We start from the raw sequence: 20125 nt of genomic DNA, 5'->3' as shown, positions 1-20125 counted from the left end.
AGCGGTGCCGGGAGTGCGCCGCAGATCGGGCCGAAAGGGAAGATGCCAGACGCCGACAGACCTCAGGATGCTGCTAGATCGCCGATTGGGTCCGGGCCGCAGGGTTCCGGGCCTGAGGGTGCCGGGCCTATGGGGGCCGGAAATGTCCTCAGCCGCAAGGCGGACGCCGCGCGCCGCGCGTTTGAGGCGCGCGCCATGTCGCCCGCCAAGGCGCTGCGGCGGGCGCTCTCGCGCACCGCCGATGTGCTATGGGATCTCGCGCTGGTCACACGGGCGGTCGATCTCGATCACTTCGATCAGGATGGCGTTGTGGCGCAGCTGCGTCCCGATGCGCTGCTGGTGCTTCTTTATGGCCCCGATGGCGTGGTCGGTCTGGTGTCGCTGGAACGTGATCTGGTGGTCGGCCTGACCGAGGTGCAGACCATGCTGCAGGTCACACAGATGCCCGCCGATCCGCGCCCCTATACCGCCACCGACGCTGCCATGAGCGCGCCACTGCTTGAGGGGATGCTTGAGCGGTTTCCAAGGTTTCTGGAAGATCACCCTTTGCGCGCGCAACTCGAAGGGTTCCGCTTTGGGGCGATGCTCGAAGATGCCCGCGCCGCAGGGATGTTGCTGGACGCGCCGGGCTATCTGGGTTTCCGGGCCGAGATCGACCTTGCGCTTGGCCGCCGCAAGGGGGGGCTGCGCCTCTTCCTGCCCGAAAGGCCGGGCGCACAGCGCGCGGGGGCCGAGGCCGAAACCGGCGGCAACGCCCGCAAGATGGAGCTGCTGCCGGCGCAGCTGCGGGCGGTGCTCGGGGCTTTGCGGATGCCGCTGGGCAAGGCGCAGGCGCTGAAGCCCGGGGATATCCTGCCGCTTCCGCCCGACGTACTCGACCGGGTGACGCTCTACGCCGGGGCGTCGCCGGTGACGGCAAAGCCGGTGGCGGGCGGGCGACTGGGCCAGATGAACGGCATGCGGGCGATCCGCCTCAGTTGGCCGAAAGGACAGGGCGCGGCAGCGAGCGCGGCACCGGCCGCACCGGCCCAGGCGGCCTCCGCACCGGCGGCATCGCCGATGGTGGATGCTGCGCCTGCCCCCTCCGAGGCGGCGGAGTTTGGGCTCGACGAGATCGCTTCGGGGCTGCCCGATCTTCCGGCGCTCGGCGGGGCGGATGATTTCGCGGCGGATTTCGCAGGCGGCTTTGACGCCGCCGCCGCCATGCCCGAGGAGGGAGAGGAGGCCGGGGATTTCGATTTCGACTTCTCCGCCGCCCGGATGTCCGACGATCCGTGACCGCCGGGCCTCTCGGCAGCGAGAAGGGAGCGACTTGCCCACAGGGAAGCCGAACCGAGCGCCCGCGCGCCGCCCGACCTCCCTTGTCATTTGCCGCGCCATATCGTGTTACTCTGCCTCCAAGACACTTCGCTTTGGAGCCCGCCGTCATGACCGCCAACGACATCCCCCGCGCCGCGCGCCAGACCCGCGTCACCACCAGCCACTGGGGCGCTTTCGAGGTGACGACCGAAGGCGACCGCATCACCGGCACCGCGCCCTTTACGGGCGATCCCGAGCCCAGCGACATCCCGCAAGCCGTGCCCGCCGCCGTGCATCACAGCAGCCGCGTCGCCCGTCCCTCGATCCGCCGCGGCTGGCTTGAGCGCCGCGACCGCAGCAGCCGCGGCCACGATGAGTTTGTCGAACTGCCGTGGGACGAGGCGCTGGACATCGCCGCCGCCGAGATCGACCGCATCCGCAAGACCCACGGCAATGAAGCGATCTTTGGCGGCTCCTACGGCTGGTCCTCCGCCGGGCGCTTTCACCATGCGCAAAGTCAGGTGCACCGCTTCCTGAACAGCATCGGTGGCTATGTCGCCTCCTTCGGCAGCTACTCGACCGGCTGCGCGCAGGCGATCATGCCGCATGTCTTCGGCGTGCCCTTCCTGCGTTATCTCTACAACTCGCAGGACAGCTGGCAGACCATCGCCGAGAACACCGATACGCTGGTGATGTTCGGCGGCATCAACCGCAAGAACGCGCAAGTGAGCATGGGCGGCATCACCCGCCACGACACGCAAAGCTGGTTCGAACGGTTCCACGATAAAGGCATGCGCTGCGTCAACATCGGCCCGCAGCGCCGCGACGCGCCCGAGGGCTGCGAATGGCTGCCGGTGCGCCCCGGCTCTGACGCCGCGCTGATGCTGGCGCTGGCCTTCGTGCTGGAGCAGGAAGGGCTGACGGATCACGCGTTCCTCGCGCGCTACTCGGTCGGTTTCGAGCGATTCCGCCCCTATCTGATGGGCGAAAGCGACGGGCTGCCGAAGACGCCGGAATGGGCCAGCCCGATCTGCGGCGCCGACCCCGAGACGATCCGCGCGCTGGCCCGCCGCATGGCCTCGACCCGCACGCTGATCACCGTCGCCTGGTCGCTGCAGCGCGCCGAGCACGGCGAGCAGCCCTATTGGATGTCGGCGGTGCTGGCGGCGATGCTCGGGCAGATCGGCCTGCCGGGCGGCGGTGTCGGCTATGGCTATGGCGCCATCGGCGGCATCGGCAAATCAATGAAATCGCTGCGCGGCGTGACGCTCGATCAGGGGCAGAACCCGGTCGGCACCTTCATCCCCGTGGCACGGATCGCCGACATGCTGGAAAACCCCGGCGTGCCCTATGATTTCAACGGGCGGCGCGCGCCGTATCCCGACATCCGCCTCGTCTACTGGGCCGGCGGCAACCCGTTCCACCACCATCAGGATCTCAACCACCTGCATGAAGCGTGGAAATGCCCCGAGACGGTGATCGTCAACGAGCCGTGGTGGACCGCCACCGCCAAGCGCGCCGACATCGTGTTTCCGGCCACCACCAGCTATGAGCGCGAGGACATCGGGCGCACCGATCTCGACGAGTATCTCTTCAACATGCCCGCGCTGATCCCGCCGGTCGGCGAGGCGCGCGACGATTACGACATATTCGCCGGGCTGGCCGAGCGGATGGACGCGGGCGCGCGCTTCACCGAGGGGCGCAGCAGCGAGGAATGGCTGCGCCATCTCTACGAGGGCTACCGCGCCAGCGGCGCCGAGGCGGGCATCGAGGTGCCCGAATTTGACGATCTGCGCGCGCGCAACTGGGTCAAGCTGCCGATCGTGCAGGAGCCGCCGCTGCCGTCCTTCCTTGCCCGCTTCCGCGCCGACCCCGAGGGGCACGCGCTGAACACGCCGTCGGGCAGGATCGAGGTGTTTTCCGAGACGGTGGATAGCTTTGGCTACGCCGATTGTCCGGGGCATCCGGTCTGGCTGCCGCCCACCGAATGGCTTGGCACGGCCAGCGCGCAGACGCCGCTGCATCTCGTCTCGCCGCAGCCGGGTGACAAACTGCACAGCCAGCTTGAGGCGGCGCTGGCCGATCAGCCAGACGCGCGGCCCGAGCGGGTGCTGATGCACCCCGAGGACGCGCGCCCGCGCGGCATTGCGTCGGGCGATCTGGTGATGCTGCGCAATGCCCGAGGCGCGGTGCGGGCGCGGGCGGTGGTCAGCGATGACATTCGGCTTGGCGTCGTCGCCCTGCCGACCGGCGCGTGGTACGGAGATGCGTCGGAAAACATTGACCCGCATGGCAACCCCAACGTGCTGACCCGCGACAAGGGGACCTCGTCGCTGGGGCAGGGCTGCTCGGCGCATACCACGCTGGTCGAGGTCGCGCCGCTGGGCTGAGCCTGCTGCGGATAACCCGCGCGCGGTTGCGAAACGCGCCGCGCGCGATACCATCCTTCATCGAGCGCTGATGCAAAATGACGTGTCAGGCGCCCAGCTTGGAGGATCCCGATGCGCGCCACCCTATATTCCGCCGGTCTCGCTGCCGCCCTGCTGCTGACGCTTGCGCCGCCCTTCTCCGGGCCCCTCGCGGCGCAGCAGGCGGCGGATGCCGTTGCGCCCGAAGCGGCCACCACTGGCGCGGCGTTCGAGACGCTCTCTCCGGCGGCTCAGGCGGCGCTCGATGCCAAGGCGCAGGGCGTGCCCACCGAGGCCGACGACTGGATGGTTGCCGCGGCGAACCCGCTCGCGGTAGAGGCCGCGGCGCGGGTGCTGCGCGAGGGCGGCAGCGCGGCGGATGCCATGGTGGCGGTGCAGGCGGTGCTGGGGCTGGTCGAGCCGCAAAGCTCGGGGCTTGGCGGCGGGGCCTTCCTTGTCTGGTATGACGCCAAGACCCAGAGCCTGACCACGCTCGACGGGCGCGAGACCGCGCCGCTGGATGCGCGCCCGACGCATTTTCAGGATGAAGCTGGCGCGCCTCTTGGGTTCTTTGACGCGGTGGTCGGCGGGCTCTCGGTCGGCACCCCCGGCACGCCGCGCCTGATGGAAGAGGCGCACCGGCGCTGGGGTACGGCGAATTGGGCGGGCCTCTTCGACGAGGCGATCACGCTGGCAGAAGAGGGCTTTGCCGTCTCGCCGCGTCTGGCCGAACTGGTCGCGGGCGACGATGAGCGCCTGCGCCGCTTTCCCGAGACCGAGGCGTATTTCTTCCCCGGCGGCACGCCGCTGCAGGCGGGGCAGAAGATCACCAACCAGCCCTACGCGGATACGCTGAAGGCCATCGCCGCAGAGGGCAGCCGCGCCTTCTACACCGGCGAGATCGCCGAGGATATCGTGCGGACCGTGCGCGAGGCCGAGGGCAACCCCGGCAAGCTCAGCAGCGCCGATCTGGCGCTGTATGACGTGATCGAGCGTGCGCCCGTCTGTGTGCCTTACCGTGCCCATGAGGTCTGCGGCATGGGACCGCCATCCTCGGGCGCGCTGACCGTCGGGCAGATCCTCGGGATGCTCGAGCCCTATGATCTGGCCGCCCTTGGGCCGGACAGTGCCGAAGCATGGCGGCTGATCGGCGATGCCTCGCGGCTCGCCTTCGCCGACCGGGGCCGCTACATGGCGGACAGCGATTTTGTCCCGATGCCGACCGAGGGGCTGGCGGATCCGGTCTATCTGCAGCACCGCGCCGAGCTTTTGTCGGGCGAGACCGCGCTGACCGAGGTGGCCCCCGGCGAGCCGAAGTGGGACCACGCGCAGGTCTGGGCCGATGACCGCTCCATCGAGTTTCCCTCGACCAGCCACATCTCGATCGTCGACGGGCAGGGCAACGCGCTGTCGATGACCACCACCATCGAGAACGGCTTTGGCTCGCGGCTCTTCGTGCGGGGCTTTCTGCTCAACAACGAGCTGACCGATTTCAGCTTTGCCACCCATGACGAGGGGCGGCCCATCGCCAACCGGCTGGAGCCGGGCAAGCGTCCGCGCTCGTCGATGGCGCCGACCATCGTGATGCAAGAGGGCGCGCCGGTGATGGTGGTGGGCTCGCCGGGCGGCAGCCGGATTATCGGCTATGTGGCGCAGGCGGTGATCAACCAAATCGACTGGGGCATGGACCCGCAGGCCGCGGTGGCGGCGCCGCATGTGCTCAACCGTTTTGGCACGATGGACATCGAGGCGGGCACCGAGGCCGAGGCGCTGGCGGCCCCATTGGGCGAGATCGGATTTGAGACGGAGCTCCGCGGTCTCAACTCGGGGCTTCACGTCATTGCGGTGGGCGAAACGCTCCGTGGGGGCGCCGATCCGCGCCGCGAGGGGATCGCATTGGGGGAGTAAGCATAGGGGCGAGCGGCGAAATTGATATGGCGCAAGGCTAGATCGCCTGCCGCATGGTAAGGAAACTTGCGCGGAGAGCGGAACTTCGCGCAGACTTCCAGTGTTGCTTTATCAAAGGCAATCGCAGACGGAGGACGTCCCCATGGCCCAGACTGCAACCAAGACGAACGGCACCACCAAAACCCCCGAGCCCAGCGCCCCCAGCGACAGCGAGGCGCTGAGCGAACAGATCAAGACGCTGCGCGGCGATGTGTCGGCGCTGGCGGAACTGGTCGGCGACATCGGCAAGCGCCGCGGCGCCGAATACAAGGCAGCCGGTGAGGCCAAGGCGCAAGAGATGCGCGGCAAGGGCGAGGATGCCCTGCACGAAGCGGGCATGCGCGTGGCGCAGCTTGAAAACGACGCTCGCGGCCAGATTCAGGCCAACCCGTTCCAAGCCATCGGACTTGCTGCCGCCGTCGGCTTCCTGATCGGTTACATCGGCAGCCGGAGGTAATCGCGTTTGTTCGCCCTGTTCGAGGCAAGACTGAGAGCCGGCCTGACACGGGCCGGCCGTAACATTGCCGGGGCGGTCTGTTTGGCCGTCGCGGCAGTTTTCCTTTCCATCGCAGGCTGGCTGACGCTGGTCGAGATGTACGGCACGATCCATGCCGCGCTGGCGTTTGGCGGCATCTATCTGGTGCTGGCCCTGCTGCTTTTCTACGTGCCGGTGCGCCCGCGCGTGCCGGTGACCCCGGTGCCCGCTTCGGCCCCGGTTGGCTCGATGATCGAGGCGTTTCTCGCCGGTCGCGCCGCGGGAGAGGCAATGCGCAAAGAGTAGGGGCGTAGCCTTTGGGCGATGACGGATGGGCCTTTCGGGCCCGTCCGATCAATGTGCATTCGGGCACACGCAGGCGTGATCGCTTGGCCCAACGATTTTTTCCCGATACATTTCGAAGCGCCGGAATTTTCCTGTTTTCGAAGCGCCCGCGCCACAGTCGGGCGTTGCTGCATTCATTTGTCGGCAGCCGGTCATTGCCCCGCAGAGGCAACTGTGGCAAAAACTTAGACAGGATATCTGAACGGAAGAGTTTAGCGGATGACCGATTTCGTCGCCCTTCGCCGTATGATGGTTGATACACAGGTTCGTCCGTCGGACGTCACCAAATTTCCCATTATCGACGCGATGCTGCGTGTCCCGCGTGAGCTTTTCGTCCCCGACGAAGTGAAGGATGCGGCCTATGTGGGGCGCAATATCGAGCTTGGTGGCGGACGCGTGGTGCTGGATGCCCGAACCTTCGCCAAGATGCTGGATGCGCTGAACGTTGATGGCGACGATCTGGTGCTCGATATCGGCTCGGCGCAGGGTTACAGCGCGGCGGTCATCGCCCGCATCGCCGAGGCCGTGGTGGCCGTCGAGGATGATGAGGAACTTGCCGGTGAAGCGCTGCCGCTGCTGATGGAACATGCGGACAACGTGATCCAGCACACCGGCCCGCTCGCCGAGGGCGCGCCGCAGCACGGCCCCTATGATGCGATCGTCATCGAAGGCGGGATCGAGCAGCTGCCCGAGACCATTGCCGGGCAACTCAAGGACGGCGGGCGCATTGCCTGTATTTTCATGGATGGGGCGCTGGGGACGGTAAAAGTCGGCTGGAAGATCGACGGAGCCATCACCTGGCGGTTTTCTTTTAACGCCACCGCACCGGTGCTGACCGGGTTCGAAAAAGAGGTGGCCTTCGCACTCTGACCCGCAGGGCAGGGGTGCAGGACAAAGGATTGAGAGGGCAGGAAGATGGCGCGTAAAACGCTCAAGACATGGATGACCGGTGTCTGCCTCGCGGCAGGGCTTGCAATGCCCGCCTCGGCGGAATCTCTGGCAGAGGCGCTTGCCGGTGCCTACAACACCAGCGGTCTGCTCGAGCAGAACCGCGCCGTGCTGCGCGCGGCAGACGAAGATGTGGCGCAGGCCATCGCGGCGCTGCGTCCAGTGGTGGCATGGACCGGCGACATCAGCCGCAGCTACGGCACCACCAAAAGCCTCTCCACCGGCTTTGAACGCACCGGCTCGGCCACCGACACCGCCTCGATCGGCCTCAGCGCGACGCTGACGCTGTTTGACGGCGGCAGCAACCGCCTGTCGGTCGATGCCGCGAAAGAGGCCGTGCTGGCGACCCGCTCGGGCCTCGTCTCGGTCGAGCAGGACGTGCTTCTGCGGGGCGTGCAGGCCTTCATGGAAGTGCGCCGCGCCATCGAAACCCTGACCCTGCGCCAGAACAACGTGCGGGTGATCGGCGAGGAACTCCGCGCCGCGAACGACCGTTTCGAAGTGGGTGAAGTGACCCGCACCGATGTGGCCTCTGCCGAAGCGCGCAGCGCCGCGGCACGCTCGCTGCTCGCCGCCGCCGAAGGCGCGCTGGCGCAGGCCCGCGAAGAATACCGCGCGTCGGTCGGTCGCCTGCCGGGCAACCTCGTGTCGCCCGCCTCGCTGCCGCGCATTCCGGCCACCGCCGATGAGGCCAAGGCCATCGCGCTGCGCAACCACCCCGACATCATTCAGGTGCAGCATCAGGTGACTGCCTCCGAGATCGGCATCGCCATCGCGCAGGCGCAGATGAGCCCCACGGTCTCGCTGCAGGGCACCTATGGCTATGACGAAAGCTTCGACAGCGAGGCAAGCTCGCGCGGCGGCACCGTCGGTCTGAACTTCAGCGGCCCGATCTACAGCGGCGGCGCGCTCAGCTCGGCCAAGCGCCAGTCGATGGCGACCCGTGACCAGAACCGTGCGTCGCTGCTTCAGCTGACCAAATCGGTGCCCCAGACCGTGGCCAATGCCTACGCCAACCTGCGTGTCGCACAGGCCGCGCGGGATGCCTCGGACGAGCAGGTCCGCGCCGCCACCGTCGCCTTCCGCGGCACCCGCGAAGAGGCAACCCTCGGTGCCCGGACCACGCTTGACGTGCTCGACGCCGAACAGGAACTGCTGGACGCGCGCAACACGCAGATCTCGGCTGTGGTCGACGAAACCATCGCCGCCTATACGGTGCTTTACGCGATGGGCCAGCTGACCACCGAAGACCTCGCGCTGAACGTGCCGCGTTACGACCCGGCCGAGTACTACAACCTCGTCAAGACCGCTCCGGTCCAGTCCCGTCAGGGCGCAGACCTGAACCGCATCCTGAAGGCGATGGGCAAGTAAGCTTGCCCGCCACACAGGCGCGTTGATCGTGGCTCGACCGTTGTCGGAGCCGCGATCAGCGTCTACACTTCAGGGACAGGCAAGAGTGGTAAACATATGTCCGATCCCGTGACCAATGTGGAAATCGAGGACGTTCTTTCCTCCATCCGGAGGCTGGTTTCCGAGGATTCCCGTGCGCCCCAACCGCAGGCCGAAACCCGGCCCGCGGCCCCCGAACGGCTGGTGCTGACGCCCGCGCTACGGGTTCCCGACGCGGCTGCCGAGCCCAAGCAGCCCGCCGCGACCCCCGCGACCCCGGTGCATCCCGCCCTCAGCGAGGAACCGGGACCGGACGAGATGCGCCTCACCCGTCGGCTGAGACCTTCCGAAGAAGAGACGTCGACCCCGGCGTGGCGCCGCGCTTCTTTCGAAACCGTGCGGACCGAAGAGCGCCAAGAGCCGGAGGAGGCGCACCTCGACGACGCGCCCGAAACCGCTGAGCTGCCGTCCAGCCTTCTCGCGCCCGGAGCCCTCTCTGAACCGCCGCTGGCCGCTGAGCCCGCGCCCGAGGAGATGGCAGAGTCCGAAGAGGCCCCCTTCATCGAGGTCGCAGAAGAGGACGAGCCCGAAGATCAGGGCGCGTCGATCGCCGATTTCTTTGCGGCAAAGCTGCGCGATACGCCGCGCGCCACCCCGCCCGAGCCGGTCGCCGAGATCACCCCGAAAGAGGGCAGTCTGGCGCGCAAGATCGCCGAGCTTGAAGAGATGATCGCGCGCAGCACCACCGAGTTTGAGCCGGAAACCGGCGAGGCGGCCCCCGAGGCGATCTTCCGCCACCAGCCCGTGATCTCGCCTGAGTCCGCGCCCGTCGCAGAGGCCCCGCAAGCTCCGCAAGCCGAGCTTGATGAGGACGACGCCGAACTGGCGAGCCGTCCCATGCCCGAGCCCGAGCTTGTCGACCGCCCGTTCGAGACCGATGTGACCGGCGAGCCGGACCTCGACGAGGAAGAGGATGCGCCCTTTGCCTTCCGCCGCTCGTCGTCCGAGCGTGCCCCTCAGCTCGAGATTGCAGAGCCCGACGCCGAAAGCGCCGCTGAGCCGGAGCTTGCGAGCGACGTGCCGGAGATGCCGAAGCCGTCGGCGCGCCGCCCGGTAAAGATTTTGCGCAACCCGGTTTGGCAACGCAGCCAGAGCAACCTGCGCCGCGAGGCTGAAGAGCTTGCCGCTGCGCCGAGCGCGGAAGCTCCAGCGCCCGAACCGGAAGAGGCTGCCGCGCCTGCGCAAGTGGAAGCTGAGGTGGCTGAGGTGGCGTCTGCACCCGAGCCCATTCAGGAGCCCGTGACCGAGGCCCGGAAAGTTGAAGAAGGGGCTGATCTGCTCGCGGCTTTGGATCAGGAGACCCTGCGCAAGCTGGTCGCCGAAGTGGTGCGCGAAGAACTGCAGGGCGCGATTGGCGAGCGTGTCTCGCGCAATCTGCGCAAGCTGGTGCGGAACGAGATCCAGCGCATCGCCATGAGTGCCGATCTCGACTGATCCGCAGCACAAACCCACATCAAGAAGCCCCGCCAGCCCAGCTGCGCGGGGTTTTTCATCCTTGGGTTGTGCGGATTTTGGCCTGCGCGCAATGCCCAAACCGGCGGGCTTTTGCCAATGCGGCGCTTGGAAACGACGAAGGCGCGCCCTGGCAGGGGCGCGCCTTCGACTGTTCGGGGGAACCCCCCCGGACCGGGATCAGGCGGCTTCGGCCTGTTCCGCGGCTGCGGCTGCGTGACGACGCTCGCTCTCTTCGCGCGACAGCGCAACAGAGGTACGAACACCTTTCGACACAAATTCCATCAGGCCCGAGACAACCCGTTCGTTGGGGTCGATACCGGCGCAGCTGAGAACTTCACGACCATCGCGCGAGCGTGCCCAGCGGGCGATCTGCTCGGGGCCGTTGCCATATTTCTTGTCATCGGCGATTGCATCGTCGAGCGCAGCCAGAACCACAGCGGCGAAAAGTTTCCGCGCGCGGTTGCCTTGTTCGGCATGGTAGGCTGTGCTGTCCACGAAATCCTTCATCTTTCGACCTTTATGATTATTGCTCTTGTCTTTTCTGGCGTACGCGGCGTTATGGACCATTCCATTCGATTCGGATACATCACAAACGCATAGCGTCGTTGCATCTCGCGCATATCTCGGCTTGTTGGGAACACGAGATACGTTGTCTTGCACGGGGCGAACCGGCCATATATAGGAGGCCGCAAAACCCCTTCAACCTTACTGTAAAGTTTTCTGACCATGCCCAAGATCAACGGTAACGAGATCCGCCCCGGGAACGTGCTCGAGCATGAAGGTGGCCTGTGGGCCGCGGTGAAGGTCGATCACGTGAAGCCCGGCAAGGGCGGCGCCTTCGCTCAGGTCGAGATGAAGAACCTGCGCAACGGCTCCAAGCTGAACGAGCGTTTCCGCTCGGCGGACAAGGTCGAGCGCGTGCGCCTCGAGCAGAAGGACATGCAGTTCCTCTATGAGGACGCCGGCCAGCTGATCTTCATGGACACCGAGACCTACGAGCAGGTGCAACTCGACGCCGAGATCCTCGGCGAGCGTCGCCCGTTCCTGCAGGACGGCATGACCATCGTGGTCGAATTCCACGAAGAAGAGGCGCTGAACGCGACGCTGCCGCAGAAGGTGGTGTGCAAGGTCGTCGAGACCGAGCCGGTCGTCAAAGGTCAGACCGCTGCCAACAGCTTCAAACCCGCCGTGCTCGACAACGGCGTGCGCGTCTCGGTGCCGCCCTTCGTCGGGCAGGACGAGGACATCGTCGTTAACACCGAAACCATGGAGTATTCGGAACGCGCATAACCCGCGCGCCGACCACTTCCGTCCCCGTGCGATCCGGGGGCGAGCTATAGATGATCCAAAGGGCCTCCGGCGCAAAAGCCAGGAGGCCCTTTTCATGTTCCATCCCCCGATCACCGTCTGCACCGAGGCCGATATTCCCGCGCTCGCGGGTCTAATGCGCGGCGTGCAGGCGCCGCGCCTGCCCTGCGGCGGTAGAGGCATCCCCGAGGTGGTCTTCGCCTCTGCGCTGTCCGAAGGCGCGCGCCTGCTGGCCTATCGCGCCGAGGCGGTGCCGCGCGGGGTTCTGATGTGGCGCTGGCGCAAGGAAAGCTCCACGGAAGGCCCCAAGGAGCGCTCGGCGGCGCTGCGCGCGCAGCTTGATCACATCTGGGTCGAGCCTTCATGGCGGCGGCGCGGGCTCGCTCGGCGGCTGATCGCGGCCTTCGAGGCAGAGATCGCCGCGCAGGGCGCCTGTGGCTGGTCAGCGCAGCGGGAGGGGATGAGCGCCGCGTCAGGGGCGCTGATGCGCCGCGCTGGCGCCTGTGCGTGTTCTGAGCGGCTGGAGAAGCGTTTTCAGCAGCCCGTCTGATCCAGAAGCCCGCGCACCATCCCGGCATAGCCGCCCCCAAAGAGCCGCAGATGCACCAGCGCCGGAAACAGCTGGTAGATCGGACGGCGGGCGTTGCGGCCGGGCTCGGTCTCGCCGTAGCCCTGCCAGAAGGCGGCGGGCGGCGTGCCGAAAAGCTCCAGCAGGGCCAGATCGACCTCGCCGTGCCCAAAATAGCAAGCCGGGTCGATCAGCGCCGCATCGCCCTCCATAAAGAGCGCGTTGCCGGTCCAGAGATCGCCGTGCAGCAGTGCTCTGGGCGGGGACATGGGCAGCAGATCGGGCAGGCGCGCTGCAAGGCCCTCGACCCGCGCGGCAAGCGCAGCGGGCAGATGCGGAACGAAGGGCAGCAGCCGCGCCTCGGCCCAGAAACTGGGCCAGTCAGGGCGCGGCGCGTTGTCGAGGGGCAGGGCGCCAAAGCCGTAGGGCTCCGGCCATCCGTAGGTCTCGCCCGGCGCGCCATGCAGTGTGCGCAATTCGCGCCCCAGTGCGTGCCATCCGGCTGGGCTGGCACCGGTCTCGGGCAGCGCCTCCATGGCGAGAAGATCGCCTGACTGTGCCAGCACCCGCGGCGCCCGCGCGCCGGCGGCGGTGATCGCGCGCAGCATCCGGGCCTCGGCGGCGACCAGCGCGCCGCGTTTCAGCACGATCTGGCGGCCATCGGAGAGGGCGGCCAGCGCCACTTCCGACAGATCGCCGCCATGCAGGGCACGGCTGCCGGTGATGGACGCGCCAAGCGCAGCCTCAATCGCCTCGCGGCTCAAGAGGCGCGGCGCAGGGTTGCCTCGCCAGCGGTCATCTCGCCATCCGCACGATCAAAGCGCAGATAGGCGATGCCCATCCCGCCCGACTGGGTGTAGAGCGTGCCTGCCGGCTTGCCACTGGACTCGATCGCGGTGCCGACCGGCGCGCCGCCCGACACTTCGACGGTCGCCAGCCCTTTGCGCAGCTCGGTCTTGTGCTTCATCCGGGCGGTGACTTCCTGCCCGACATAGCAGCCCTTCTTGAAATCGACGCCGTTGAGACGTTCGAACCCGGCCTCGAGGATGAAGGTATCCGGGGTCAGCTCGACACCGCTTTCCGGCACGCAGGCGGCGACGCGCAGCGCGTCCCAGTCGGCCTCGGTCGAGGGCTGCCCGTCATAGCCGCGCCAGCCCAGCGAGGCGTCGCGCGGATCGGCGAAGGCCCCCTCGGGCGCGGCGCCGGTGCCGCGGCTGACGGTGATGTCGGTGGGCTCCAGATCGACCTTGGCGCGCAGCTTGTAGAGCGTCAGCGCCTTGGTCAGATCGGCGGCCAGCGGTTCGGCCACGTCGATGAGGATCGAGCCATCCGTGCGCGGAACAAGGAAGAAATCCGCCCGGTACTTGCCCTGCGGTGTCAGCAGCGCGGTATAGACCAGTCCGCCGCTGAGTTTGCCAAGGTCATTGGTGACGAGGTTTTGCAGAAAGTCGCGCGCCTCGGGGCCGCTGACGCGCAGGACGCTGCGCTCTGTTCCATTGGTGGCGGTCATGGGAACTCCGTCGTGACTGCCTCGCCACCGCAGGCTGCGGCCACGAGGCTTTGGGACCTGAATCTTTCAGCCAGAGTATAGGCGTGACGCGCGGTGGGTGACAGGGGGCGAGGCTCAGCCCGGCTGTTCATCCTCGAACTGCATGGCGTGCAGCCGCGCATAGGCACCTTCGCGGGCGATTAACTCATCATGTGTGCCCTGTTCGACCACGCGGCCTGCATCCATCACCACGATCTTGTCGGCGTTGCGGATGGTCGACAGCCGGTGCGCGATGACCAGCGTGGTGCGCCCGGTCGAGAGCCGGTCCAGCGCCGCCTGCACCACCTGCTCGGACGCTGCATCAAGCGCTGAGGTGGCCTCGTCGAGCAGCAGGATGGGCGTGTCGCGCAGCAGCGCGCGGGCGATGGCGACGCGCTGGCGCTGGCCGCCCGAAAGGTTGCTGCCCCGCGTCCCGGCGGGGCTGTCGAGCCCCTGCGGCAGACGCGGCAGGAAGTCCGACACATGCGCCGCCTCTAGCACCTCCTGAAGCTGCTCTTCCGAGACATCCTCGCGGCCCAGCAGGATGTTCTCGCGCAGGCTGTCCTCGAACAGCAGCGCGTCCTGACTGACCACCGAGAACATGCCGCGCAGATCCGCCAGCCGCATCGCGTCGGTGCCCATGCCGCCGATGGTGACTGCGCCGGTCTCGGGATCGACAAGCCTGGTGAGCACGTTGAACACGGTGGACTTCCCGGCGCCCGAGGCCCCCACCAATGCGGTGGTCTTGCCCGCCTCGGCGGTAAAGCTGGTGCCGCGCAGAACCGCAGAGCCGGAGTAAGACAGCGCCACATCGTCCAGCACGATCTCGGGCACGCCCTGCGGCGCGGGCAGGGGATGCGGCGGGTCGCGCAGCTCGGGCTGCATGTCGAGCAATTCCTTGATCCGCTCGATCGAGGCCGCAGCGATCTGCCACGTGCCGCTGATCGCGCCCAGACGGCGCAGCGGCTCGAAGGCAAGGCCGATGGCGGTGAAGAAGGCCATGAAGTCGCCGACGGTTTTTTGGCCAGAGATGATCTCGCCCCCGCCGTAGATCAGCACGCCAAGGATGCCGATGCCCGACATGATGTCGATCAGCCCGGGGATCGCCGACTGGCCGAGGCTGGAGGCGACGGTGGTGCGGATGCGCTCTTTGGTCAGCGCCTTGTAGCGCGCAGCCTGATAGCCTTCGAGACGGTTGAGCTTGATCGGGACGATGCCGTGGAACACCTCGTTGAGGCGCGTCGACAGGCCCGCCGAAATGTCGCGCGCGCGGCGGGCGTATTTGCGCACGTAGCGCTGCAGCACGATCGAGGGCGCCACCATGATCGGCACGCCGATCATCGCCACCAGCGTCCAGCGCCAGTCCATCCCCAGCGCCACGCCAAACAGCGAGACCAGCGCGATCACGTCACGCCCGGCGCCGGTGATCAGGATACGCCAGACCTTGTTGATCGAGTCGACGTCGCCCTCGACCCGCTGCATCAGATAGCCGGGGCCGTATTTTTGGTGAAAGCTGCCATCGAGCGTCATGAGATGCGCCAGCAGATCGTTGCGGATATCCGCCACGGTCAGCTGCGAGACCCGCGTCAGCACCACTTTCTGCAGGATGCTCGCGATGGCCCGGACCGCAAAAATGGCAAAGATCGCCATCCCGACGCCAAACAGCGCGGCGCGGCTTCCACCGACCAGCACGTCGTCGAACATCGGCTTCATCATGTAACTCAGAAAGCCGAACATCGAGCCTTCGAGAATCATGAAAACCAGCGCGATGGAGATCTGCCAGCGGTAGCGCCACAGGTAATTGCGCCCAAGCCAGACCAGCAGGTGTCGCGAATTTCCGCTGGCGGTGCGCGGCGGCTGGGTTTCAGTGACGTCGCTGTTGCTACTGTCTGCGCTCATGCCATCTCTTCCGGCGGACGCTTTGCGTCAAAGCCCGTCTGCAGTTTCTTGGCATCATACTCGGTGCGGATCCAATCCTCGAAAGAGATCGGATCGCGCCGGTTGCGTGCGGCGTAAGTGTCCAGAATGTAACCCTGAATACCGGTCTTGGTGAATTCAAGGTGGACGTATTTCAGGCCCATCTGCTTGCGCGCCTCCTCGACCGGCACGCCCTCGAACACCATCAGGTAGACGGCAGAGGCGAAACCGGCGCGGTCGGCACCCGATTTGCAGTGAAAGATCATCGGCCGCTCGGCACTGCGCAGTGTGTCGATCAGATCGATCACCCGCTCCCGCTTGGGCGCCATGCGGGCCCAAAGCTTGGCATGCAGCAGCGTCAGCCCAAGCTTCTCGCAGCTCTCTTTCTCGAAGAGATAATGGGCGTATTTCTCTTCGCCGCGCAGGGTGATCACGGTCTTGATGCCCATGGCGGCATATTTCTCGAAGCGCCCGTGCGTCGGCTGGTTCGAGCGCCAGACCCCGGGGGCGAGCTGCCAGAAGTTGGTCCAGAACATGCGCAGGAAAGCGTGGTCGAACACATGGTAGTGCAGTTTCGACAGCGCCCGGGCGCGGGGCGTCGAGATATCCTTTCCGAAGGACCGGCGGAAACGCCGCTCGGCGCTCTCGATCTTCTCCCAGAGCTTGGTCAGCATTGCTCACTTCCTGTAGCTGTCGGGCGGCGGTTTACGGGCTAAGGCCCCTGCTGGCAAGCGCCGCGCGTCTTGCGGTCCGGGGGTGATTGACCTCGGCGCAACCGCCGTTAGGTTGGCTCTCGCCCCGGAATTTCAAGGGGTGCTTTCGGAGTTTCCCCATGTCTCTAGCCCACGGCCGCCCCTATCTGGCCATTCCCGGTCCGTCCGTCATGCCCGACGCGGTGCTGCGTGCGATGCACCGCGCCTCGCCCAATATCTACGAGGGCGCGATTGTCGAGATGGTCGCCGGGCTGATCCCCGACCTGCGCTATGTGGCGCAGACCGAGGTGGCCAAAGTGGCGATCTATATCGCCAACGGCCACGGTGCGTGGGAAGCGGCGCTGGCCAATGTGGTGGGCGAGGGCGACAAGGTGCTGGTGCCCGCGACGGGCCGGTTCGCGCATGGCTGGGCCGAGATGGCCCGCGGCCTTGGGGTCGAGCCCGAGATCATCGAGTTCGGCACGAAATCCACCTATGATCCTGAACTGGTCGCTGCGGCGCTACGCGCGGATACGGCGCGCGAGATCAAGGCTGTGCTGGTCAGCCACGTGGATACCGCAAGCTCGGTGCGCAACGACATCGCCAGCCTGCGCGCGGCGATGGACAGCACCGGCCACCCGGCGCTGCTGATGGCCGATTGCGTCGCTTCGCTGGGCGTCGAAGAGTTTCGCATGGACGCTTGGGGCGTCGACGTGATGGTCACCGGCTCGCAGAAGGGCCTGATGGTGCCGCCGGGTCTGGGCTTTGTCTTCTTCAACGAGAAGGCCGAGGCGCGGCGCGCCGAGATGAAGCGCGTCAGCCTCTATTGGGACTGGACGGCGCGCGGCGCGCCCGATTTCTTCTATCAGTACTTTGGCGGCACCGCGCCGACGCATCACCTGTTCGGCCTGCGCACCGCGCTCGACATGATCCGCGAAGAGAGCATCGAACAGGTCTGGCACCGCCACGCGGTGCTGGCGCGCGCGATCTGGGCCGCCGCAGAGGCTTGGGGCGAGGGCGGTCCGCTGACACTGAACATCGAGGATCGGGCGCTGCGCAGCCATGCGGTCACCGCGCTGCGGCTCGGCAAGCCCTATGGCGCACAGCTGCGCAAATGGTGCGAGACCGAGGCGGGCGTGACGCTGGGCATTGGTCTTGGCATGGCAGAGCCCGATGATCCCGCGGGCACCGGCTTTTTCCGGCTGGGTCACATGGGCCACGTCAACGCGCATATGATCCTTGGCCTGCTCGGTGTGCTGGAGGCGGGGTTCACCTCGCTGGGCATCCCGCACGGGCAAGGCGCCATGTCCGCCGCCGCGGCCGAGATCGCCAAGGGCTGAGCCTTACACGCGGCAAGCGCTGCGATTCTCAGATACAGAGCGCCGGCCCGTTCCTACGGGCTGGCGTTTTCTTTTCGAAATGGCCTGCGCGCTCAGGTCTGCGGCGGTGTCTCGCTGCCATTGCGGCGATGGTCGATCACCGAGATCACGTGGTTCATCGCAACCCCGGCAATCATAGCGATTCCAAGGCCATAGCTGATCCACAAAAGCAGCAGCAGGGAAAAGATCACCACAAAGAGCAGGACGAGATTGGCGCTGAAGAAGTCGGGGCGCGGCGGTTCGGAATAGGGGGCCATGATGCGTTCCTCGGACGGGCCATGTCGGAGACGGGCACAAAGACAAAGGTCAATAAAGGAAGGGTAGCGCAACCTTCCCTTGGGTCACGCATCAGGCTGCTCAAAACTTGTTTCCAAATCGTTGCGCGGCGAAGTGCTGCCACACTCCGGCGCAAAATTTGTGCAGATGATCGGGGGTCAGGCGGCGCTGCTGCCGCGCGCCTCTGCCAGCGCGCCGGGCAGCGCCTCGGCCAGCGCGTCGAGGTCTGCGGGCGTGCCCGCGCCGATGCGGATGCAGCGGTTCTGCGGGGTCACGAAGGGCATGCGCACAAAGACGCCGCGCTTGCCGAGACCCTCCAGCACCGCCTTGGCAAAGGCGCCATCGCCGCCGCAATCCACCGCGACGAAATTGGTGGCCGAGGGCAGGGCGGTCAGCCCGTTGTCCTTGGCGATCTCGGCAATGCGCAGGCGGGCCTGTGCGACCTTGTCGATGGTCTGCGCCAGCCATGCACCGTCTTCCAGCGCCGCCAGCGCCCCGGCCTGCGCCGTGCGGTTCATGCCGAAGTGGTTGCGGATCTTGTCGAAGGCGCGAATGAGCGGTGCCGCCGCCAGCGCGTAGCCGACACGCGCGCCCGCCATGGCGTAGGCCTTCGAGAAGGTGCGGAAGCGGATCACCCGCGGGTCTTCGATGTCGATCTTAGGAGCCGTGCCGTCCGGGGCGAACTCCACATAGGCCTCGTCGAGCACCAGCAGCGTCCCCTCGGGCACGGCATCCAGCTGCGCCGCGATCTCGGCGCCGGTCTTCCACGAGCCCATGGGATTGTCGGGGTTGGCGAAATAGACCAGCTTGGCGTCTACCTCGGCGGCCTTGGCCAGCAGCGCGGGCAGATCCTCGGCGTCGTCCTGATAAGGCACCTTGTGCAGCACGCCGCCAAAGCCCGCCACATGGTAGTTGAAGGTGGGATAAGCGCCGTCGGAGGTGACCACCGCATCGCCCTGCGCCACCACAAGCCGGGTCAGATAGCCCAAGAGCCCGTCGATGCCTTCGCCGACCATGACGTTCTCGGGTGCGACGCCGTGATGCGCGGCGATGGCGTTGCGCAGATCAAAGCTGGTCGAGTCGCCGTATTTCCAGATCTCCGCCGCCTCGCTTTGCATCGCCTCGATCGCGCGGGGCGAGGGGCCAAAGACGTTCTCATTGGCGCCGATGCGGGCGCGGAAGGGCGCGCCGCGCTCACGCTCCTGCGTTTCCGGGCCGACGAAGGGCACGGTCTCGGGAAGGGAGGCAACGAGCGGGGTGTAGCGAGGTCCAGTCATGGGCCGGAGATATGCCGTAGCGTCCGGGTTCTGGCAAGAGCCTGCGCGTGCGGTGCACGGGCCAAGGAAAACCCCCGGAGCCGTGGGCTCCGGGGGCGTACAGGTAAAACGATCTTGACGCGTCACTCGTTACCGTTCTGGCCCCCGCGCGGGGCGGAGGCCGGAATGAGGGATTACTCGGCTTTCATCGCCTCGACCGAGATCTCAACTTCGACCTCGTCGCTGACGTAGGGGGCGAACATGCCGAGGTTGTAGTCCGAGCGGATCAGCGTGGTGGTGGCGTGGAAGCCGAGCCACGGCTTGCCTTCCATCGGGTGCTCGCCGGCTTGGGTCAGAACCGCGTCGAGTACGATTTCCTTGGTCACGCCGTTCAGCGTCAGATCGCCGGTGATCAGGCCGGTGTCGTCGCCGGTCACTTCGATCGACTTCGAGGTGAACGAGACGGTTTTGTCGTCCGACGCGCCGAAGAAATCTTCGCTCATGAAGTGGTCGTAACGGCCCTGCCAGCCGGTGATCATCGAGGTGACGTCGAACGACGTGGTCACGGTCGACGCGGCGGGGTCTTCGGCGTCATACTCGATCTCGCCCTCGAAGCCGCCGAACATGCCGTAGCCGGTCGAGAAGCCGAGGTGGTTGTAAGAGAACACGATCTGCGTGTGGCTGGCGTCGAAGACATAGCTTTCGGGCGCTGCAACTGCGGCGATCGGGGCGAGCGCGACGGCGCCGGCAAGCAGAAGGGATTTCATATCGGATAACTCCGCTGGGGTTTTGCGTTTTCGATGCCCTGAACATGGGGGCAAGCGCTGCGTCGCGGCAATTCGGCCTGCGCCCACAGGGTCTGTTGAAAATCGAAC

At 66.6% G+C, this 20125-nt stretch carries 19 protein-coding genes; 11 read left to right on the top strand and 8 right to left on the bottom strand.

Features of this window, described 5'->3' with window-relative positions; all coding sequences use genetic code 11:
* Positions 1-195: 195 nt before the first annotated feature.
* The 8 genes from AYJ57_RS03730 (at position 196) to AYJ57_RS03695 (ending at position 10305) form a co-directional block, all read left to right on the top strand.
* Complete coding sequence (locus tag AYJ57_RS03730; protein WP_083191264.1) at positions 196-1278, top strand: FliM/FliN family flagellar motor switch protein; 1083 nt, start codon at positions 196-198, stop codon at positions 1276-1278.
* 149 nt (positions 1279-1427) lie between these two features.
* The gene (locus tag AYJ57_RS03725) at positions 1428-3689 is read left to right on the top strand and encodes a molybdopterin-dependent oxidoreductase (RefSeq protein WP_066106614.1); all 2262 of its coding nucleotides are present in this window, start codon (positions 1428-1430) and stop codon (positions 3687-3689) included.
* 111 nt (positions 3690-3800) lie between these two features.
* Positions 3801-5615 (top strand): gamma-glutamyltransferase, encoded by a 1815-nt coding sequence (gene ggt, locus AYJ57_RS03720; protein WP_066101393.1) that lies wholly within the window; start codon positions 3801-3803, stop codon positions 5613-5615.
* Between the two features lie 142 nt (positions 5616-5757).
* Complete coding sequence (locus tag AYJ57_RS03715; protein ID WP_066101391.1) at positions 5758-6111, top strand: DUF883 family protein; 354 nt, start codon at positions 5758-5760, stop codon at positions 6109-6111.
* Between the two features lie 81 nt (positions 6112-6192).
* The gene (locus AYJ57_RS03710) at positions 6193-6435 is read left to right on the top strand and encodes a hypothetical protein (RefSeq protein WP_066101389.1); all 243 of its coding nucleotides are present in this window, start codon (positions 6193-6195) and stop codon (positions 6433-6435) included.
* Positions 6436-6693: 258 nt separating this feature from the next.
* A complete protein-coding gene (locus AYJ57_RS03705; RefSeq protein ID WP_066101387.1) occupies positions 6694-7344 on the top strand; it encodes a protein-L-isoaspartate O-methyltransferase family protein in 651 nt (216 codons plus the stop codon).
* Positions 7345-7389: 45 nt separating this feature from the next.
* On the top strand, positions 7390-8793 hold the full coding sequence (locus AYJ57_RS03700) for a TolC family outer membrane protein (protein ID WP_066101384.1): 1404 nt from the start codon (positions 7390-7392) through the stop codon (positions 8791-8793).
* A gap of 96 nt (positions 8794-8889) precedes the next feature.
* Complete coding sequence (locus tag AYJ57_RS03695; protein ID WP_066101381.1) at positions 8890-10305, top strand: hypothetical protein; 1416 nt, start codon at positions 8890-8892, stop codon at positions 10303-10305.
* Positions 10306-10503: 198 nt separating this feature from the next.
* Here the strand turns inward: AYJ57_RS03695 and AYJ57_RS03690 are convergent, their stop codons facing one another.
* Positions 10504-10833, bottom strand: a complete 330-nt coding sequence (locus tag AYJ57_RS03690; RefSeq protein ID WP_066101377.1) for a DUF6280 family protein — start codon at positions 10831-10833, stop codon at positions 10504-10506.
* Between the two features lie 219 nt (positions 10834-11052).
* On the opposite strand from AYJ57_RS03690, the gene efp reads away from it, so the two are divergent.
* Positions 11053-11616 (top strand): elongation factor P, encoded by a 564-nt coding sequence (efp, locus tag AYJ57_RS03685; RefSeq protein WP_066101374.1) that lies wholly within the window; start codon positions 11053-11055, stop codon positions 11614-11616.
* A 94-nt stretch (positions 11617-11710) separates the two neighbouring features.
* The gene (locus AYJ57_RS03680; protein ID WP_066101371.1) at positions 11711-12184 is read left to right on the top strand and encodes a GNAT family N-acetyltransferase; all 474 of its coding nucleotides are present in this window, start codon (positions 11711-11713) and stop codon (positions 12182-12184) included.
* Here the strand turns inward: AYJ57_RS03680 and AYJ57_RS03675 are convergent.
* The 4 genes from AYJ57_RS03675 to AYJ57_RS03660 all read right to left on the bottom strand — a co-directional run bounded on the left by AYJ57_RS03675 (position 12169) and on the right by AYJ57_RS03660 (position 16321).
* Positions 12169-12966: a fructosamine kinase family protein gene (locus tag AYJ57_RS03675; RefSeq protein WP_066101368.1), complete on the bottom strand. Its 798-nt coding sequence runs from the start codon at positions 12964-12966 to the stop codon at positions 12169-12171. The genes AYJ57_RS03680 and AYJ57_RS03675 overlap by 16 nt on opposite strands.
* Positions 12963-13712 carry a CAF17-like 4Fe-4S cluster assembly/insertion protein YgfZ gene (gene ygfZ, locus AYJ57_RS03670; RefSeq protein ID WP_066101366.1) on the bottom strand — a complete coding sequence of 250 codons (750 nt, stop codon included), beginning with the start codon at positions 13710-13712 and terminating at the stop codon, positions 12963-12965. Before ygfZ ends, AYJ57_RS03675 begins: the two co-directional genes overlap by 4 nt.
* 114 nt (positions 13713-13826) lie before the next feature.
* Positions 13827-15629 (bottom strand): ABC transporter ATP-binding protein, encoded by a 1803-nt coding sequence (locus AYJ57_RS03665; RefSeq protein ID WP_066101362.1) that lies wholly within the window; start codon positions 15627-15629, stop codon positions 13827-13829.
* Positions 15626-16321: a fused DSP-PTPase phosphatase/NAD kinase-like protein gene (locus AYJ57_RS03660; RefSeq protein ID WP_066101359.1), complete on the bottom strand. Its 696-nt coding sequence runs from the start codon at positions 16319-16321 to the stop codon at positions 15626-15628. The genes AYJ57_RS03665 and AYJ57_RS03660 overlap by 4 nt, the downstream gene beginning before the upstream one ends.
* A gap of 158 nt (positions 16322-16479) precedes the next feature.
* Between AYJ57_RS03660 and AYJ57_RS03655 the strand changes: the two genes are divergently transcribed.
* A complete protein-coding gene (locus AYJ57_RS03655; RefSeq protein WP_066101356.1) occupies positions 16480-17679 on the top strand; it encodes a pyridoxal-phosphate-dependent aminotransferase family protein in 1200 nt (399 codons plus the stop codon).
* Positions 17680-17771: 92 nt separating this feature from the next.
* Here AYJ57_RS03655 and AYJ57_RS03650 read toward each other — a convergent pair whose 3' ends face one another.
* The 3 genes from AYJ57_RS03650 to AYJ57_RS03640 form a co-directional block, all read right to left on the bottom strand.
* Positions 17772-17975, bottom strand: a complete 204-nt coding sequence (locus AYJ57_RS03650) for a hypothetical protein (RefSeq protein ID WP_066101353.1) — start codon at positions 17973-17975, stop codon at positions 17772-17774.
* A gap of 177 nt (positions 17976-18152) precedes the next feature.
* Entirely contained in the window at positions 18153-19271 is a 1119-nt protein-coding gene (locus AYJ57_RS03645; RefSeq protein WP_066101349.1) for a pyridoxal phosphate-dependent aminotransferase, read from the bottom strand.
* Between the two features lie 173 nt (positions 19272-19444).
* Complete coding sequence (locus AYJ57_RS03640; protein ID WP_066101346.1) at positions 19445-20017, bottom strand: YceI family protein; 573 nt, start codon at positions 20015-20017, stop codon at positions 19445-19447.
* Positions 20018-20125: the final 108 nt, after the last annotated feature.

Source organism: Salipiger sp. CCB-MM3 (genome assembly GCF_001687105.1).
Classification (GTDB): domain Bacteria; phylum Pseudomonadota; class Alphaproteobacteria; order Rhodobacterales; family Rhodobacteraceae; genus Salipiger.
This window is presented reverse-complemented; position numbering and strand designations above follow the sequence as displayed.

Bases quoted from the DNA above. Each gene is read 5' to 3' on its own strand.
- AYJ57_RS03730 (WP_083191264.1), top strand. From the start codon at position 196: ATGTCGCCCGCCAAGGCGCTGCGGCGGGCGCTCTCGCGCACCGCCGAT.
- AYJ57_RS03725 (WP_066106614.1), top strand. From the start codon at position 1,428: ATGACCGCCAACGACATCCCCCGCGCCGCGCGCCAGACCCGCGTCACC.
- ggt (WP_066101393.1), top strand. From the start codon at position 3,801: ATGCGCGCCACCCTATATTCCGCCGGTCTCGCTGCCGCCCTGCTGCTG.
- AYJ57_RS03715 (WP_066101391.1), top strand. From the start codon at position 5,758: ATGGCCCAGACTGCAACCAAGACGAACGGCACCACCAAAACCCCCGAG.
- AYJ57_RS03705 (WP_066101387.1), top strand. From the start codon at position 6,694: ATGACCGATTTCGTCGCCCTTCGCCGTATGATGGTTGATACACAGGTT.
- AYJ57_RS03700 (WP_066101384.1), top strand. From the start codon at position 7,390: ATGGCGCGTAAAACGCTCAAGACATGGATGACCGGTGTCTGCCTCGCG.
- AYJ57_RS03695 (WP_066101381.1), top strand. From the start codon at position 8,890: ATGTCCGATCCCGTGACCAATGTGGAAATCGAGGACGTTCTTTCCTCC.
- AYJ57_RS03690 (WP_066101377.1), bottom strand. From the start codon at position 10,833: ATGAAGGATTTCGTGGACAGCACAGCCTACCATGCCGAACAAGGCAAC.
- efp (WP_066101374.1), top strand. From the start codon at position 11,053: ATGCCCAAGATCAACGGTAACGAGATCCGCCCCGGGAACGTGCTCGAG.
- AYJ57_RS03680 (WP_066101371.1), top strand. From the start codon at position 11,711: ATGTTCCATCCCCCGATCACCGTCTGCACCGAGGCCGATATTCCCGCG.
- ygfZ (WP_066101366.1), bottom strand. From the start codon at position 13,712: ATGACCGCCACCAATGGAACAGAGCGCAGCGTCCTGCGCGTCAGCGGC.
- AYJ57_RS03665 (WP_066101362.1), bottom strand. From the start codon at position 15,629: ATGAGCGCAGACAGTAGCAACAGCGACGTCACTGAAACCCAGCCGCCG.
- AYJ57_RS03660 (WP_066101359.1), bottom strand. From the start codon at position 16,321: ATGCTGACCAAGCTCTGGGAGAAGATCGAGAGCGCCGAGCGGCGTTTC.
- AYJ57_RS03655 (WP_066101356.1), top strand. From the start codon at position 16,480: ATGTCTCTAGCCCACGGCCGCCCCTATCTGGCCATTCCCGGTCCGTCC.
- AYJ57_RS03650 (WP_066101353.1), bottom strand. From the start codon at position 17,975: ATGGCCCCCTATTCCGAACCGCCGCGCCCCGACTTCTTCAGCGCCAAT.
- AYJ57_RS03645 (WP_066101349.1), bottom strand. From the start codon at position 19,271: ATGACTGGACCTCGCTACACCCCGCTCGTTGCCTCCCTTCCCGAGACC.
- AYJ57_RS03640 (WP_066101346.1), bottom strand. From the start codon at position 20,017: ATGAAATCCCTTCTGCTTGCCGGCGCCGTCGCGCTCGCCCCGATCGCC.